The organism is Cyanobium sp. Lug-B, assembly GCF_024345635.1.
GTDB classification, from domain to species: domain Bacteria; phylum Cyanobacteriota; class Cyanobacteriia; order PCC-6307; family Cyanobiaceae; genus Cyanobium; species Cyanobium minutissimum.
Genome location: NZ_JAGQBM010000030.1, coordinates 1 through 15567, shown reverse-complemented (window position 1 = coordinate 15567; position 15567 = coordinate 1). Strand labels below are relative to the sequence as shown.

Below are 15567 nucleotides of genomic sequence, written 5' to 3'. Positions count from 1 at the left end.
TATGTTTTGCTATAGCTGGTCAGGCTAGGTTCACTTTTGTAAATCCAGACTTAAGTTAAGACCGGCTTGCGACCATTGAATTTACGAAATACACTGTGCTTTTCCCTCTAGCAAAGTGCATTTGAGAAGTAGTAGCTGATTAACCGCTTGGATTGGCCTTGGAAATGCAGAGAGGCCATTTCAACAAGCTCTCCATCCGTGGTCTCTGCAAGTACAGTCCCATTGTCAATTGTCAACTGTTTGATCATTTGCTTTCTGTAGTTACATAATCCTGCCTTTAGCTTTAGACCACCGATGTCCAGTCTGGGCAGGAAGTTGTCAAAGATAAGCTTTTGACCGTGCTCGTGAAACGGAGCACATATATCGCCGACTCTAAGCTTATTCTTAAAGCCATAAGCTTCAATATTTATAAAGTGGCAGAAGGTCATGTCGCAAATTCCGCCTTGTTGATTTTTGTCTTGCATGTCTTGATAGATTTTTGCAATGCCTTGTTTTAAGCTCTCTGTGCTGTATATCTTCAAGACTAGATCACAATAAAATTCAACATAGTCGAGAGTGACCCATCCGGTAGAAACGCAGTTCTTATCAGTCAAGAGGGCGTCAATATCCTTTGAAAACTCTGATCCTAGAACAGACTGAAAAGGGCGAAGCAGGAGAACATCTCCTTCGCTGATAAAAGTTGACTTAATCGATAGTCTTCGCATGGCATTACGCAAGACGAAGTGCCTCTGTATCGAATGAAGTTCAAAAAGGTACTGATTAGGCGAGAGGTGTAAGTAGTAGTCCGAAAGCTTGTCGAGATCATCGTTAACTTCTGCGAGAGGCAGTTCGGTTACCCCTTTGATGTTTAATTTGGAATCATTCGCATTGATATAAACAACATTCAGGCTTGGATTGCTCAGTGTTGCAGACTTAAGAGCGAGAGGCAAATAGAGATAGTCAAAATCGACGTTCTTGTCGCCTAGCCAGTGAGGGTGTTGAATGAGTTCCAAGAATCAGAAAAGTGGATGGGACGGTGATAGTGACCAACTAATCCAAGCTCAGTCCATGATAGTATGCATTCGATGTGTCATGTTTGAATTAGCATGAAATTGAAGTAAACAAAGGTCGTTCCATGCTGCTGCTGGAGTACATCGAAGATGTTTTGCCATCAGGCTAAGGCATTGAATGGATGTAATCAGGTAGTTGATTAATCTTGATTTTGTGTTGTAATTTGTTCGTCTTTGCTAAATGCAGATAAAACATCTGAATGCTATCGGACTCGCTCACTTCACATATTGATGCTGCTAGTCTGCAAAAGTTGTCTCTCATTACGTATTGCTGGCATACATGCATGGCTCTTATCCTTTCGCGACTAAACTCGCCTGTCTGAAGCTTATGTTTGGCCTCGTTTACGGCTTCATAGACAGCAACCTCTGTAGCATCACAAACAATGGAATTGAATTGATTGTACCAGATATCACGTCCTCCCTCGGAATGTGTTGATATGACTGGCAGACCGCAAAGGAGATACTCTGAGGAACTGTAGCAGGCTCCTTCTCTAGCGGAGAAAATGCCACCTACCTCTGCAGAGTTATAGACATCTACGACATCAGAGACCGAAAGACGATGAGAGTTTATGAACTTTGGATTAAGCTCGTTGAGGTCCATGAAATCATCCTTTCGAAAGTTGTAACCCTGAATGATGGCAATATTGTCGACTTGTTTTGCAAGATATGGGCGTTTAAAGTCACGCTCTGGTCTAGTATTTAAGACAATCGAGTATCGTCTATTAGATGAATAGGCTATTCGGTAGATCTTTTCATCGAGGAGGGCATTGTGGTTGAATAAAAGTGCCCGAAAGCCATTGGAAGTTGCTTGATTGATTTGTTGAGTGGTGTTGGCTAGGTAGACGAAATTAGATAGTGGTAGGCTTGGATTTTGAGATTCTAAGCATTTTCTTGCGAAGGTGAAATTCCAAGCGGTTGTGTGACAAGGAATCGTGATAAAGCAGAAATCTCTCTCTGTGAATAGGGGCAAGACGTCAAAGTGGTGGTCTAGGCCTTCAAGAATGAAAACTCTTTTGAAGCTATTCTCGTAGTACTTGAAGATGACTGCTGTTTCGGTGAAGGCCCAAGATGGTCGTTCCATCGTGTTATTCAACTTGCTTTTCCCAGATTACAGCATTAACCTGATCTTCGGTCATGGTTGAAATCTTGTCATGGGTCAAGTACCATCTTCCTATGGTGTAAACTGCGGACTTGATGTGATCGCTTGTTGTCGATTCGCCGATCGAAGATTTGAGCTCAAACCTGGCAGTCGTTATGTCTCCCTCTGAATGAAAATGATATTGAGCTACTTTGCGGGCACCGTTCCATAGGGGTGATGATCTCGTCATGACGCGGTTCGCATATGTCGCAACCATGGGATGAATTCCATTGCTCCCTTGGGCTCTTACGGTTTGCTCGTGATGCTGATGCTCCATAAAGTCATAGTTAAAAACATTCTTGACGATTCCGGCTAGGGCCATTCGATCTTTAAGATTGGTGTCGTCCTGCCCATAGGACTTAATGCGTTCGTCGTAGCCGCCAACGGCGAGAAAGTCTTCAATAAAATAGAAGGTCTCGCCGTGCAAGTGCCGCTCATTATTGTCTCTCGCATGATGCCAGTCCCCTACCCAGAACTCACCTGGCTCCAGCGGATGTGCATCAAAGAAGTTTCCATGAAACTCCACATCGGAATCGCACTTGAAGATGCGCCGATGACGTGCCATGCGGCTGGCTAGATTCTGTGCCACCGTGCGGATAAATTTCCTCTGCCCATCCACTCTTACCACCCTCACGCGAGGATCGTCGAAAACGCCCGGGATCTCTGCCACAGGATCGCTGGAACTCCAATCCAGCAGAATCAGCTCATCGAACTGCTGCTGCAACCAGTTCGCCAGGTTCTTCCTGACATTCTCGTTGCGGTTCATCAGATGCACGTACATCGTGATGCCATCGCCTAGCGGCTCTCCGATCAAGTTCGTGCTTGGAGCCGCTAGGGCAGGAAAGAGTTCCTGCCCCGGCACTACGTCCTCCGGCCGTGCCACCGCCGGCAGCCGCTCCAGAATGAGGCCGCTATTGATGTGCTTGGTGTCGAACGTGTCGTCCTGGCGCTCTTCATTGCGATCGGAGGCTGCCTTCAGAATGCCTGCCTGATCGAGGCGGCGTGCCTCCCTCGCAAACGCATCTTTTTCGCTCAGCACAGCCAGCTGCAGCCCCGCTTCCGGACGGGCCACCCCCTGCTGCTTCCATTCGGCTGTCAGCTTGACTCCCATCGCCCACCATCGTTCGCTCTCCGGAAGCCGCAGCCACTGGCCATCGCCCCATTGCCGCTCCACCTCCAGCGGCAGCTCCTCAAACTTGTTGTATTCCCTGTAGCGGCTGATCGAGACGCTCACCTCCTCCATGGTGCAGCCGGTTCCCGTCAGGCGAAAACCCAGCAGTTGCTCGGTCTGGTCCAGGTGCACCAGGAGCTCACTGGGTCCTTCCTCGGACAGCGTCAGGGACGCCGGCACCTGACGGGCCACGCCGGTGAACTCGGCTGTCGTTCGCCCAGGCACCTGCACCTGCTGGGGTTTGAACAGTTCCAGCAGCTGCGCAATCGGCTCCGCCTCCCTTGCGCTTCGCCCGAAGCAGGTCATGGCCACGCTCGCCTCGTACACCCGCCGGCACAGCCGCTGGCGCCGGTGCCGCTCGGCAGCGTCGATGGCCTTGAGCCGAGCATCCAGTTGGTTCAGCTCCGCTTCCGGATGCAGCACCACCACCTGCTCCCAGCTGAGCCCCTCACCGGGGAGCAAGCGCTCCAGATCGGGCAGCTGGTGCCGGTCGGAGAGCACCACCGGGATCGCCCCCACGGCCAGTGATTCCCACAGGCGCAACGTGTTTGGCCCGGCCCCCACAGGGCAAAGAGAAAATCGGGTGTGGCTCAGCAGCGTGTTGTACTCCAGCACCTCATCGGTGGCGATCGCGTCCTTCTTGCTCTCATCGCCGAACACCTGGAAGTTGTACACCACTTTGTTGAAGTGCCACATGTCTTTGATCGTGACCTGATAGCCCTCCAGGGCCGACAGGCTCGCCATACGCTGGCGCACATCGCTGAGGTAATGCTTCATGTGGGCGCCGCTGAAGGAGGCGAATACCGGCCGTTGCTCGATCGGCACGAAATGCAGTCCCTTCCTCCGCGCAGGGTCGCGATCGTTCACTGCGTACAGGCTCCAGCTGTGCAGCCGCATTCCCTCCTCCTCATCGAGGCCCTTTTCCTTGTGGGAGATCCAAAGATCGGTGACGCCGGCCGAGCGGATCCTGGCCGTGGCCTCCCGCCAGAAGATGTGCTGGCAGACGCTGTGCACCTGCAGCTTCCGTCCCCAGTGCATGAGTTCTTCGGCAAGGGCTTCCGTTCGCTTGCGCATCGCCAGCAGCAGCGGCTCCGGGTAGGGATCCCCCTGGATCTGATGGTTCACCCCCCGATCAATGAAGGTGGCCCAAGGCAGACCCAGATACAGCTGATAGCTCTCCCCATCCAGCTGCGGGCCGCTGAACTCCTGATGCACCAGGAAGGCGTCTTCTTCCGTTCGGCAGGGGTATTGCCAGAACAGCAGATGATCGCGGTGCTTTTTCTCCGAGGCGATCTGATTCGGCTTCCACTCAAGCAGGGGCTGCAGGAACCCCACGGCGAACAGCGCCTCCTCTCCCTGGGACAGGGCCGCCTTGGCCGTGCCGCTGAACGCCACACAACCCACCGTGGGCCAGAAACGGTCCACGAAATACAGCGCCTTTCCATCGCACCACACCTCGAAGCGGCTGCCGAACCGCTTCACAAGCTCCTGGCCCGTGGGCTCGAAGTCCTGCCGGCGGACCACCTGATAGGCCCCCCAGGCCGGGTCCGGGCCGGGGCCTTCGGCCTCGGCCACCGCCGCCGGTGCGGTGGAGTCGGCCTGGACTTTCTCGGGCTCCGCGGACTTTTCGCAGAACAGCACCAGTTCAGCAAGATCGCAGCTGCCCCAGGTTTGGGTCTCGTTCTCCAGCGGCCTGAGTTTCAGCTTGAGGCCGCTGAAGTGGCCCTGGACGCGGCCCCCTTCAAGGAAGTTGCGGCGGCTCTGGCCATCGATCCTGGCCTCCTCTTCCAGCAGGTGCCGTGGGGCTCCGTGGCCGTTACGGGCCTCGATCGCAATGCCGTAGGCCGGGGCACTGTGGCGAGGTAGCCGCAGAAACAGACCGAGCAAGGGCGGCTCCCCCGGCAGTTCCACCGAAATACCGTCACCGGTGAGCTCCGCCATCGGCAGCGCCAGGGTGTGGTCGCTCACGTGCTGCCTGTCTCCTGCCAGGGGATGGTTGCTCATCACCTGCGCCATGGAGGAGCCCCTCGCCTGATGCGACCAGGAGAGACCTGTGAACTTCTGCAGGTGCTGGAACCGGTCGACGTCGGTACCCTTGTCGGCCACGAAGCGGTGCACCCCCTTGCCGATCGGCTGCTGATTGATCAGCAGGCCGCCACCGATCTCCGCCGACTGGGTCCAGATCGTGTGCTCCAGTTCCGAGGGCTCAGAGGGGCTGAGGCTCAGGTGCACGTAGCTCACGCCGCCGTAGAGCCGATCGGCGTGGGTGTCGTAGGGGCGGCTGACTTCCTGGTGCTCATGCACCGTTTTCACGAAGTAGCCGGGGTTTTTCACCTGGAAACCATGGCTCCACATCACGTAGGCGATGCGGTTGTCGCAGCCGGGGAAGCCCAGCGAGAAGGTGCTCGAATACAGCAGGCTCTGCGGCACCGGAGCGTCGGTACGGATCCCCCAGGTGTCCTGGGTCCAGTGCGGGTAGGCGTTCAGCCGTAACCGTTCACAGCCCGGTTCGGGGTTGTATCGGCTCAACGCCATGAAGGCCTTGGGGGTGTCGAACACCGCTTCGAGATGCTCCAATCCCTCCGCCAGGTAGATATCGGAGTTCACCAGCAGGGCGATGCTGTCTGGCTCCTGCTTGGCCAGCGACAGCCAGTGGCTGTAGGTGAGCCGTTCGTTCCAGTCGATCACCTCGCACTCCACCGTCCCCGGGGGGATCGGCGGGGCGTCGTGCTCCCGTAACACCACCACCTTGTCGAGCCCGGGATGGAGCAGGTTGATCTCCAGGCAGCGATCAATTTCCGCCTGCCGCTCCCTCTGCCGGCATCGGTAGTACTGGGTGTAGAGGATCCTGCGCATCAGCCTCTAGGGACCCTGGGCCACGTGCCAGTGAGCATTGCCATCAACAGGGAGGCTCTGTGCATGGGCGATGGGTTGCAGCATGCCGAGGGCGATGCTGTTCGTCTACCCGATGGTCCCGAGCTTCCCACCGCTGTTGGCCAGCAGCCGCTGGGCCACGAAGCCTGCGAACCCTTCCCCCAGCAGGCGTCGTCCGTACGGCGTGGCCCAGTCCCTGTCGTAAGGCAACGCCATCACGTCTGGCGGGCGTCGGCCCATGCAGCGGACCGCCCCGTAGCTCCACAGCAGCCCTGAGCTGCGCTGCCGATCCAGCACGGGGTCGTAGGCGAGCAGGGCCGCCTGACACCCGGCCAGCAGTGCCTGCATCGGGCCGTGAGCTGGTTGCTGTAGCCCAGGCGCTGCCCGCCAAGCCCCGATGCCCGGCCACGAAAATGCGATCGCTCGGGTGGATGAGGGGGGGTGAGGTGCTGGTCATGGCTCGGAAAACCCTGATGCTGCAGGTCACCGCCAGCAGCTGTTGGTCCGCCAGTGGACTAACCTTCCAATCCCGGCCCCTGCTCCGTATCGCCATGGGTGCTCCTGTCCCGCGGATCGTGAACGTGCACGAGGCCAAAACCCACTTCTCGCGGCTGATCGACGCCGCCCACGCCGGTGAAACCATCGTGGTGGCCAAAGGCGGGCGGCCTTGGGCGCGGCTCGTTCCTCTGGAGCCGCCCACCTCCAGGCGCAGGCCCGGCGTTTTGAGCGGGGTGGTCGCCCTGCCTCCGCCGGAGGTGCTCCTCGAGCCGCTGCCAGAGGAGGAGCTTTCTGATCTGGAGAAACGTCTCCTGTGAGTGCTGGTGTTCTGCTCGACACCCACGCCCTGCTCTGGTGGCTGGCTGAACCCGATCGCCTCTCGCCGGCAGCCCATGCCGCCATCGCCGATTCCAGGGCGCGGGTGCTGGTGAGTGCGGCTTCCGGCTGGGAGATCGCCACAAAGGTGCGCCTGGGCAAGCTTCCTGCCGCCGCTTCCCTGCAAGAGGAACTGCCCACCGTGTTGGCCGCCCAGGGGTTCGAGCTGCTGGCGATCGAGCTGCGCCATGGTCTGCGGGCCGGCAGCTATGGCCTGGCCCATCGCGATCCCTTTGACCGCTTGCTGGCCGCCCAGGCCGAGCTGGAGGCCCTCACCCTGGTGAGTATCGATCCAGCCCTCAGGGACTTTCCCTGCCACCTGCTCTGGTAGCTGCGCCATCAGCCCATCCCTCCCAGTGCCCGCTCCACCGCCCGCGGGTTGGTGGGTGGGTTCTCCATCGAGCCCACCACGTTGAACCCCTTCAGGCGCAGGATCGCCTCCTTGCGGGCCTCCTCCTTGTCGGCTGCCACCATCTCGGCCACCAGCTCCTCCAGCGTGGTGGTGGGCGTCCAGCCCAGTTTCTCGTGAGCTTTGGTGGGATCACCGAGCAGGGTTTCCACCTCCGCCGGCCGGAAGTAGCGCGGATCGATGCGCACCACCACCTCGCCGGTGCTGCGCTTGCCGATCTCGTGAACACCTTCGCCCTCCCAGAGGATCTCGCCCCAGCCCACTTCCGCCGCCGCCAGCTCGATGAAACGCCGCACGCTCTCCTGCCGGCCCGTGGCAATCACGAAATCCTCCGGTGGCCCCTCCTGTTGCAGCATCCGCCATTGCATCTCCACGTAATCCCGCGCGTGGCCCCAGTCGCGCAGGGAATCGAGGTTGCCCATGAACAGGCAATCATCAAGCCCCGCATCGATCCGCGCCAGGCCGCGGGTGATCTTGCGGGTCACGAACGTCTCCCCCCGCCGGGGACTTTCGTGGTTGAACAGGATGCCATTGCAGGCGTACATCCCATAGGCCTCGCGGTAGTTCACCGTGATCCAGTAGGCATACATCTTCGCCACCCCATAGGGGCTGCGCGGATAGAAGGGGGTGGATTCCTTCTGGGGGATTTCCTGCACCAGCCCATACAGCTCACTGGTGCTGGCCTGGTAGATCCGTGTCTTGCTGCTGAGTCCCAGGATCCGCACCGCCTCCAGGATCCTCAGCGTGCCCAGCGCATCGCTGTTGGCGGTGTATTCCGGGCTCTCGAAGCTCACCGCCACATGGCTCTGGGCGCCGAGGTTGTAGATCTCATCGGGCTGCACCTGCTGCACGATGCGGATCAGGTTGGTGGAATCCGTGAGATCGCCGTAGTGCAGCACCAGCCGCGGATCACTCTCGTGGGGATCCTGGTACAGGTGATCGATCCGGTGGGTGTTGAAGCTGCTGGCCCGCCGCTTGATGCCATGCACCACGTAGCCCTTGTCCAGCAGCAGTTCTGACAGATAGCTGCCGTCCTGGCCCGTGATGCCGGTGATCAGGGCGGTTTTGGGCATGGGCTCGTTGGGGCCGATGGGCCTGCAGCATGGCCCGGAACTTACCGATCGTCCACCCGCTGGGTGGGTTCAAACTGAACTGTTGGGCCAGCGGTTGAACCTCTCAGCCAATTCTGGTGCAATCTTCCATTTTTACAGGCCATGGATCCAGGTGGACGGGTGATTCATCTCTCGGAAAACCAGTTGGGGCGTTGCAGCCTTGGATGTCCGTGAGCTCCCTGTCGCCGCAGACTTCAAGGTTTACCCCTGTTCGACGGTCTGGCCCTCCGGTGCCTGCAGCTCCTGGAGCGCCCGGGCCACATGGCCCGCAAAACCCTCCCCCAGCATCCGCTGGCCGTAGGCGGTGAAGCGTTCGGCGGCGTTAACGCCCCCGGCACAGCTTTCCTCCATCGCGGCTGCCAGGTCCTCCAGCCACCGGCCATCGCGGCTGCTGCGCCAGCCCAGGCCCAGATCCCGGGCTTCGCGCTCCAGCCAGCCCCCCGCCCGGCCCACCACCGCCGCCGGCTGGTCGCTGCTCCAGCGTGCGGCGCCATAGCTCCACAGCAGCCCCGAGCTCCGCTGCCGGTAGAGCACCGGGTCGTAGGCCAGCAGGGCCCCGTCGCAGCCGGCCAGCAGCGCCTGCATGCGCTCCGCCTCCACCCGATCATTCAGCCACTGGAAGCCAGCGATCCGCTCCCGGGCCTGATCGAGGATGGTATTCTCCGCTGCCGGCAGGGGTTCCTGGCTGTGCACCTGGAACAGCCATTCCGCCTCCCGCAGGGGCGGGGGCAACGGGCCTCCGTCCAGGAGCTGCCGCACCACCGCGAGGGCTTCGCGGCGGCCCTTGCCCGGTTTGAGATCGCCCCAGTGCAGCAGGATCCGCGGCCGGCCACCGGCGGCAGCAGACGCCAGCACCGGCAACCCGGCGCCCACCACCGCCGGATGCAGGCCGCTGCACGCCAGGCCCGCCGATTCCAGCAGCGGCGCATACAGCTCCAGGCCCTGCTGGCTCGGCAGTTCCAGCCGCAGCCGGTGGCCGCCCTGGCCCATCGCCTGCGCCAGGGCGCTCAGCGCCATCCGGCAGTTGCTGATGGCGGCCTCTTCTCCCCCCTCCCCGCCCAGGGTTTCCCCCGGCGGGAACATCAGGCTCACCATCACCGTGGCCGCCGGCAGATGGCGCAGGGCCCGGGCCACTCCCAGCAGCTGGAACGGCAGCACCGTGTGCAGCACCCAGCCGCCCACGGGCCCCTGCCCCTCCAGCGCCGCCAGCAGCTGCCCCTCCAACCGCCGGGCCAGGTGCACCGTGCCGCCCAGATCGGCCCAGTGGCGCGGATCCTCGTAGCCGCAGCCGCTGAACACCCCCCGGCAGCCCCTGGCCTCCACCGCCGCATCCCCCCAGCATTCGGCCTGCCAGCCCTGCCGCTCCAGCGCCGCCAGCAACTGGGCGTTCACATCGCCGTGGTGCCCCACGCCGCTGGCATAGGCCGGATCCACGATCAACACCCGGCCGATGCGCTCCATCCCCTCCGCGTCGCTGCAGGCAGCCCCGGGCCGCCGCACAATGGTGCCAGTGTTCTCCAGGCCGTGTCGCGAAGCAACTGGCCGACGGTCGCGGAACTCCGGCAGGCGTTGCAGGGCTCTGCTTCGCCCAGCCGGGCGGAAGGACTCGATCATCTGCACTGGCTCTCCGTCTACGGCCTGGTGCCGGAACTGGAGTCGCTCGTGGCATCGCTGCGCTCCTCCCCCCACTGGGACGGCCCACTGGCGCTGGAGGTGAGCCTGGCCTGGGTGCTGGCCGGCCAGCCCCACCAGTCCGATCTGGCCTTCCTCGAGGCCGATGCGCTCGCTCCTTCCCTTGCCCTGGTGCCGGACGTGTGGGGCCTGTGGCCCGCCCCCGCCGGCGACCAACCCGCCGAGATCAGTGCGCTGGCGGCCCGGATCCGCCACTGGCGGCACCTGGATCCCACGGCGCTCGATGCCGCCTGGCGCCAGCGCGCCCAGGCCGACTGGACGTACGCCCTCACCAGCCCCGGACGGGAAGAACTGATCCTGCTGCTCCGCCACGAGGCGGCCCTGCCGTCGCCGATCGAGCCGTTTCTCGCCGAACTGGTGGGGGAGGAGCAGATCGCCGCCAGCCCCGCCGAGGCGCTGCCGTTCTGGGGGCTGCTCACCGACCTCCGGCCCGACTGGGTCCACGCTCGCCTCAAGGCCGCCGATCTGGCCCTTGCCCTGGGCGAGCAGCAGCGCTGCGCCACCTGGATCACCACCGCGACATCGGACGTGAAGCGCAATCCCTGGTACTCGGACATCGCTGCCCGGGCCGCCCTGGACTCCGGTGCCGTCGCGGTGGCCCTCGATCACTGGGGCCAGGCCCTGGCCGAGGCGCCTCCGGAGCTGGCCGAGGTGTTTCGCCAGCGGCGACGCGAGGCCCGGCGCGGCCCCGGGCTGCTCCAGGCCCGCTCCCTGCTGGAGCGCGGTGATGCCACGGCGGCGCTGGCGCTGCTGCAGCGGCTGGTCGCCGACGATCCCCAGTGGCAGCCCCTGCGTGCCCTGCTGCAGCAGGCCGAAACCGCCGCCGTCGCCCACCGTGGCGAAGCGGTGGCCGTTCCGGCAGCCCAGCGCTTCGGCCAGTTCCTGGAGCGGGCCGCCGGCCGCATCGGCTTTGCGCTCCCACCCGCCACCCCGGCCCAAGAGGGCGTCACCCAGGATCGCCAGGCTCTCCGTCAGCAGCTGAGCGCCTTCTCCCGCGCCCTCAGTGAGGCCGAAGCACGCTTTGCCCTGGGGGCCTGAAGCCGGCTCTCAGCCTCCGCCCGTTTCGATCCGCTCCAGCAAGGCCGCGATCAGCACCTCCGCGCGCCGTTCCTCCTGCTGATGCTGCTCCAGCAGCTGCTGCTGCTCTTGGTGGGCCACAACGTAGGACTCCAGTTCCTCCTGCACCTGCTGCAGCTGCAGCAGATTCAGTTCTGCTTCATCCCTCGCCTCCTCCAGCTGGCTGCGAAGGCTGGCGATCTCGGCGTGCAGCGCCTGCGGATCAGCGGCGGTGGTGGATGTTTCGCCCATCGCGAGGAGCTTAGGGGGCCTTTTCGGCCGCGTCGAGTCGCGGCCCCTAGCGTGACCGGGTGATCCCGATCGGTGCCGTGCCCCTGGCTTCCGCCCACCTCGAGCAGCGCACCTATCGCCAGCAGGCGGAGTTCCAGCGCGACTTCGCGGCCCAGTGGGGGGATCTGGATCGGCAGGTGCGCACCAGCCTGCGACTGATGGCCCTCAATGGCATCCAGGATCCCCTCAACGACGTGCCCATTGCGGCCGCCGATCTGCAGGTGCAGGGCACCAACTTCCGCGAAAGCCTGCAGCACGATGGCCTGGTGTCGCGCCAGCGGGCCGTGCTGCTGTTGCTGCGCCAGCTGATCGAAGCGGGCCGGCTGCCCCTGCTCGAACACCTGCGGCTCTACTGCCCGGAGGCCATCACCCCGTTCGCCCAGCGGCTGCGGGATCTGGTGCCCCGCTACCAGGGCAGCGAATACCTTCCCGATCCGCAGGATCCCCGCCGCCAGCAGGTGCACCACGAGGATCTCTGCGCCCTCAGCTTTGCGGAGGGCCGCTTCGATGCTGTGATCTGCAACGAAATTCTCGAGCACGTCTACGACCTGCCGGCCGCCCTGCGCTCGATGCATCGGGTGCTTGCACCCGGCGGCTCCCTTCTCGGCACGGTGCCCTTCGCCTACGGCCAGGCCGAATCCACGGTGAAGGCCGTGCATCTCGGCCGGGAGCAGGAGCCCGAGCTGCTGGCCGAACCGGAATACCACGGCGATCCCGTGCAGCCGAAGCAGGGCTCCCTCGTCTATCGCATTCCCGGCTGGGAGTTTCTCGATCAGTTGCGCGAGGCCGGCTTCGAGGATCCCCGCATCGAAGCCATCCATTCCCCCACCTACGGCATCGTCGGCGCCGAAATCCCCTGGATCCTGGTGTTCATGGCCAAGCGCCCCCAGGATCCAGCACCCGCAGGCTGAACGACGGCACCAGCGACGCCTCTGCCCAGGCCGCCACCGTGTCCTCGCCGCTCCAGACCAGCAGCTCCACCAGATCGCCGATCCGCTCGCCGCCGCTGTCCGCTTCCTCAGCCCCTGGCGGCACCTCCTGGGGCTTCAGGGGCTCCGCCGCCCAGCGGTGCTCCAGGGCCGGCCGGCCCAGGTCCAGCGGCGGCCCGTTCACTGTCAGCGGCAGCACCCGCAGCCGCGCCTCCCCGGCGATCGCCAGCGACACCCGCCAGCCGTGTCCCGGCGCCATCAGGGCATAGAGCGGCACCCCCGGCACCAGCCGGCCGTTCAACCTTTGCCGCGGCAGGCCGTGGTTGTAGGCGGCGGCCGCCTCCTGGGCCACCTGCAGGATCGCTTCGGGCACCTCCGGTGCTGCCGCCCTTCGAAACAGCTGTTCATTGGGAAAGCCGATCGCATCGGCCATCGCCCGCCCGTACACCTCCGCCTGGGCGGCGGCATCGAAGGTACCCCGTGCGAAGAACTGCCGCGCCGCCTGGAAGCTGCCCTCCAGGCCCCGCTCCCCGTGCAGATGGAAATAGAGGCAGTTGTAGAAGCCGAACTTGATGCTGGCCCCGTAGGCGCTCCGCACCGTGGTGAGGTGGGCGCCGCCACAGAGGGCCTCCGGCAGGAAGTCCTCGCTGGCCACGGCCTGCTGCTCCACCCCCACCAGCCACAGGTAATCCAGGTGGTGCTCGGCCGTGATCGCCTCCCGCTTGAAGGCGAACGGCTTGCGGGCCACCAACGGGCTGCCCGCCTTTCCGCCCACCAGATTCAGATAGGTGAAGTTCACGCAGTCGAAGCTGGCCACCACCGCCCCGCTGGCCCAGAAGTGCTCCACCGCCTGCCGCTCCAGCAGCAGCAGCTCATCGGCATCCACCGACAGCACCACATCGCCGCTGGCCAGCCCGTAGCCGTGGATCCGCTTCTCCCGCTCGCCCGCAAACACGCCGTGGTGGTAGTGGATCGGCACCCCCAGCCGCCGGCCCAGCAGGGCGAACAGGCCGGCCGCCCGCGGGCTCGGCTGCGCCAGATCGCGACCCACCAGCGGTTCCAGCAATGCGCGGGTGAACTGGAACGGCCCGTCGTTCACCACGATCTCGTCCACCCAGGCCAGCCGCTCCACCACTCGCTCGATGAAGTCGAAGTCCTCGAAGAACTGGATCACCACCGAGATGCTGGCCATCGCCTCAGCTCCGCCTCCAGAGGCATCGGCCGACGCGCTTCACATGGGCCTCCAGATCCGCCGAAATCTCCCGGCGCAACGCCACATCCACCTGCCAGGGCAGCAGCAGCTCATCGATCGCCGCCATCAGCCGCAGCCGGTCCCGATGGCTGAGCTCGCGCCCCTCCAGGCAGAGGTCGATGTCCGATCCCTCCCGGTGGCGTCCCATCGCCCGGGAGCCGAACAGCCACACGGCCTCCAGGTGGGCCTGGCTGTCGAACACCTGCTGCAGCCGCTGCTGGACCCGTTCAGGGATGCCGGGGATCGATCCCAACGGCGTGGTGGAGGGCTGGGGGCTCAAGGTGTCGGCTCCTGTTGCAGTGGCTCCAGAGAAGCCCGCAATTGCCGGTAACAGCCCAGATAGCTCTGGCCGATGTGGCCGGCGATCGCGTCGGCGGTGGAGCGGTTGTAGGTGTGGCTGGTGAGGTTGCGGTCCTGAATCATCAGCATCCAGGCCTCGCCATCCTCGATCAGACCCAGACGGAACGCTTCCTTCAACGTATCCCGTGAACCGAGCAGTTGCTCGTTCCCCCGGCTGAGCAGGAGATCACGCAACGTGTTCCAGGCCAGCTCGAAGGTGTACTCGAACGCCTTGATCAACCCCTGCTGCTCCCGGGCGTTCAGTTCAGGGGGCTTGAAGAATGTCTCCAGCTGCTCCAGCGCCCGGCAGTAGTTCGAATATCTCTGCTGCCAGCGGATGTCGAGGTCGCCCATCAGCCCCGCACCCAGTCGCTGATGTCGTGGATTGCAGTCATTGTCCTGAACGGGTGGGGCGGTGACTCATGAAAGGGGCCGCCAACTGCCAGCCGTTCGCCATCGCCAGGGCTGCCGGGTAGGAATCGGTGCAGTGCTTCGACGGCAGCGGAAGATCGCAGACGAGAGCGTGGAAGAGGTCCCAGGCGCTCTGCTCGTGCTCTGCCATGGACACCCCCGGTTGGGCGCAGAGGCGTTGCAGGAGGGCAGCAGGTTCGACAGAACCCGTTCGGCAGCTCGGATTCCCAGTAGTGAACGGCCTGGGTGTGATGCGCGTGGCCTGCGGAGGTCATCGCCAGCCAGACATTGAGATCTCGAAGATCCGTCTGGCTGGTCATGGTTCCATCAGACTGAACAGCCCGGAATTGCTCAGCTTCTCCCCTGGAATGGGCAAGGGCCCATCAATTCTGGGCAGCGTTGCGGCCGATCGCGGCGGGCGCTGGGCTGAAGGTTGTCCATCAAGCCCCTGCTCCATGGTGGTGCGCATGGATGCCGCTTCAGTTGATGCGCATTTTAGTGCGCACTTCAGCCCCGCACCCAGTCGGTCACGCCGCCCGGCCGGTCGATCAGTTCGATGCCCTCGGCGGCCAGTTCGGCCCGGATGCGGTCGGCGGTGGCGAAATCCTTCGCGGCCTTGGCGGCCCGGCGCTGCTCGATCCGCTGCTGGATCGCCGTTTCCGCCGCCGCCGCCTCGGCCGGCGTGCCGTCTGCCGCACTGCTCGCCGCCTCCGCCGCCAGCCCCAGCACACCGGCCAGTTCGCCCAGCAACTGCCAGCGGGGCTCCAGCGCCACCGCCTCTCCGGCCGCCCCGGCTTCGGTGTCGCCCCGCTCCAGCCGGTTGGCCAGGGCCCGCAGCGGCCGGGCCAGCTCGAACAGCACGGCCAGCGCCGCCGAGGTGTTGAGGTCGTCGTCCATGGCGGCGGCGAAGCGCTCGCGGGCCCGGGCCAGTTCGGCGCCGATGTCCGCGGCGCTCACCGCAGCGCTCGCAG

At 63.3% G+C, this 15567-nt stretch carries 15 protein-coding genes; 4 read left to right on the top strand and 11 right to left on the bottom strand.

The genetic code is table 11. The features are described 5' to 3' along the window. Nucleotides 1-107 precede the first annotated feature (107 nt). From KBY81_RS08980 to KBY81_RS08965, 4 genes are all read right to left on the bottom strand, one after another. Entirely contained in the window at nt 108-992 is an 885-nt protein-coding gene (locus tag KBY81_RS08980) for a hypothetical protein (RefSeq protein WP_254976294.1), read from the bottom strand. Between the two features lie 163 nt (nt 993-1155). Then, nucleotides 1156-2130 (bottom strand): hypothetical protein, encoded by a 975-nt coding sequence (locus tag KBY81_RS08975; protein WP_254976293.1) that lies wholly within the window; start codon nt 2128-2130, stop codon nt 1156-1158. A 4-nt stretch (nt 2131-2134) separates the two neighbouring features. After that, nucleotides 2135-6214: an exostosin family protein gene (locus KBY81_RS08970; RefSeq protein WP_254976292.1), complete on the bottom strand. Its 4080-nt coding sequence runs from the start codon at nt 6212-6214 to the stop codon at nt 2135-2137. A 105-nt stretch (nt 6215-6319) separates the two neighbouring features. Next, on the bottom strand, nt 6320-6580 hold the full coding sequence (locus KBY81_RS08965) for a hypothetical protein (RefSeq protein ID WP_254976291.1): 261 nt from the start codon (nt 6578-6580) through the stop codon (nt 6320-6322). Nucleotides 6581-6705: 125 nt separating this feature from the next. Between KBY81_RS08965 and KBY81_RS08960 the strand changes: the two genes are divergently transcribed. Beyond that, entirely contained in the window at nt 6706-7047 is a 342-nt protein-coding gene (locus KBY81_RS08960) for a type II toxin-antitoxin system Phd/YefM family antitoxin (protein ID WP_254976290.1), read from the top strand. Continuing rightward, the gene (locus KBY81_RS08955) at nt 7044-7436 is read left to right on the top strand and encodes a type II toxin-antitoxin system VapC family toxin (RefSeq protein ID WP_106222408.1); all 393 of its coding nucleotides are present in this window, start codon (nt 7044-7046) and stop codon (nt 7434-7436) included. The genes KBY81_RS08960 and KBY81_RS08955 overlap by 4 nt, the downstream gene beginning before the upstream one ends. Nucleotides 7437-7444: 8 nt before the next feature. On the opposite strand, the gene gmd is transcribed toward KBY81_RS08955, so the two are convergent. Together gmd and KBY81_RS08945 are read right to left on the bottom strand one after the other, a co-directional pair. Beyond that, nucleotides 7445-8587: a GDP-mannose 4,6-dehydratase gene (gmd, locus tag KBY81_RS08950; RefSeq protein WP_106222410.1), complete on the bottom strand. Its 1143-nt coding sequence runs from the start codon at nt 8585-8587 to the stop codon at nt 7445-7447. A 240-nt stretch (nt 8588-8827) separates the two neighbouring features. Beyond that, nucleotides 8828-10087 carry a hypothetical protein gene (locus KBY81_RS08945; protein ID WP_254976289.1) on the bottom strand — a complete coding sequence of 420 codons (1260 nt, stop codon included), beginning with the start codon at nt 10085-10087 and terminating at the stop codon, nt 8828-8830. A gap of 63 nt (nt 10088-10150) precedes the next feature. Here KBY81_RS08945 and KBY81_RS08940 point away from each other — a divergent pair, with 63 nt between their 5' ends. Then, nucleotides 10151-11356, top strand: coding sequence for a hypothetical protein (locus KBY81_RS08940; protein WP_254976288.1), 1206 nt, complete (start codon nt 10151-10153; stop codon nt 11354-11356). Between the two features lie 9 nt (nt 11357-11365). On the opposite strand, the gene KBY81_RS08935 is transcribed toward KBY81_RS08940, so the two are convergent. Beyond that, nucleotides 11366-11626, bottom strand: a complete 261-nt coding sequence (locus tag KBY81_RS08935; protein ID WP_254976287.1) for a hypothetical protein — start codon at nt 11624-11626, stop codon at nt 11366-11368. A 77-nt stretch (nt 11627-11703) separates the two neighbouring features. Between KBY81_RS08935 and KBY81_RS08930 the strand changes: the two genes are divergently transcribed. Next, entirely contained in the window at nt 11704-12576 is an 873-nt protein-coding gene (locus tag KBY81_RS08930) for a class I SAM-dependent methyltransferase (protein WP_254976286.1), read from the top strand. Here the strand turns inward: KBY81_RS08930 and KBY81_RS08925 are convergent. From KBY81_RS08925 to KBY81_RS08910, 4 genes are all read right to left on the bottom strand, one after another. After that, the gene (locus KBY81_RS08925; protein WP_254976285.1) at nt 12536-13786 is read right to left on the bottom strand and encodes a hypothetical protein; all 1251 of its coding nucleotides are present in this window, start codon (nt 13784-13786) and stop codon (nt 12536-12538) included. The genes KBY81_RS08930 and KBY81_RS08925 overlap by 41 nt on opposite strands. A 4-nt stretch (nt 13787-13790) precedes the next feature. Next, nucleotides 13791-14126, bottom strand: coding sequence for a nucleotidyltransferase domain-containing protein (locus KBY81_RS08920; protein WP_254976284.1), 336 nt, complete (start codon nt 14124-14126; stop codon nt 13791-13793). Next, the gene (locus tag KBY81_RS08915) at nt 14123-14539 is read right to left on the bottom strand and encodes a nucleotidyltransferase substrate binding protein (protein WP_106222425.1); all 417 of its coding nucleotides are present in this window, start codon (nt 14537-14539) and stop codon (nt 14123-14125) included. Before KBY81_RS08915 ends, KBY81_RS08920 begins: the two co-directional genes overlap by 4 nt. Before the next feature lie 564 nt (nt 14540-15103). Beyond that, on the bottom strand, nt 15104-15567 hold a 464-nt coding region (locus KBY81_RS08910), incomplete at its 5' end, for a DALR domain-containing protein (protein WP_315858504.1).

Bases quoted from the DNA above. Each gene is read 5' to 3' on its own strand.
- KBY81_RS08975 (WP_254976293.1), bottom strand. From the start codon at position 2,130: ATGGAACGACCATCTTGGGCCTTCACCGAAACAGCAGTCATCTTCAAG.
- KBY81_RS08970 (WP_254976292.1), bottom strand. From the start codon at position 6,214: ATGCGCAGGATCCTCTACACCCAGTACTACCGATGCCGGCAGAGGGAG.
- KBY81_RS08965 (WP_254976291.1), bottom strand. From the start codon at position 6,580: ATGCAGGCACTGCTGGCCGGGTGTCAGGCGGCCCTGCTCGCCTACGAC.
- KBY81_RS08960 (WP_254976290.1), top strand. From the start codon at position 6,706: ATGCTGCAGGTCACCGCCAGCAGCTGTTGGTCCGCCAGTGGACTAACC.
- gmd (WP_106222410.1), bottom strand. From the start codon at position 8,587: ATGCCCAAAACCGCCCTGATCACCGGCATCACGGGCCAGGACGGCAGC.
- KBY81_RS08945 (WP_254976289.1), bottom strand. From the start codon at position 10,087: ATGGAGCGCATCGGCCGGGTGTTGATCGTGGATCCGGCCTATGCCAGC.
- KBY81_RS08935 (WP_254976287.1), bottom strand. From the start codon at position 11,626: ATGGGCGAAACATCCACCACCGCCGCTGATCCGCAGGCGCTGCACGCC.
- KBY81_RS08925 (WP_254976285.1), bottom strand. From the start codon at position 13,786: ATGGCCAGCATCTCGGTGGTGATCCAGTTCTTCGAGGACTTCGACTTC.
- KBY81_RS08915 (WP_106222425.1), bottom strand. From the start codon at position 14,539: ATGGGCGACCTCGACATCCGCTGGCAGCAGAGATATTCGAACTACTGC.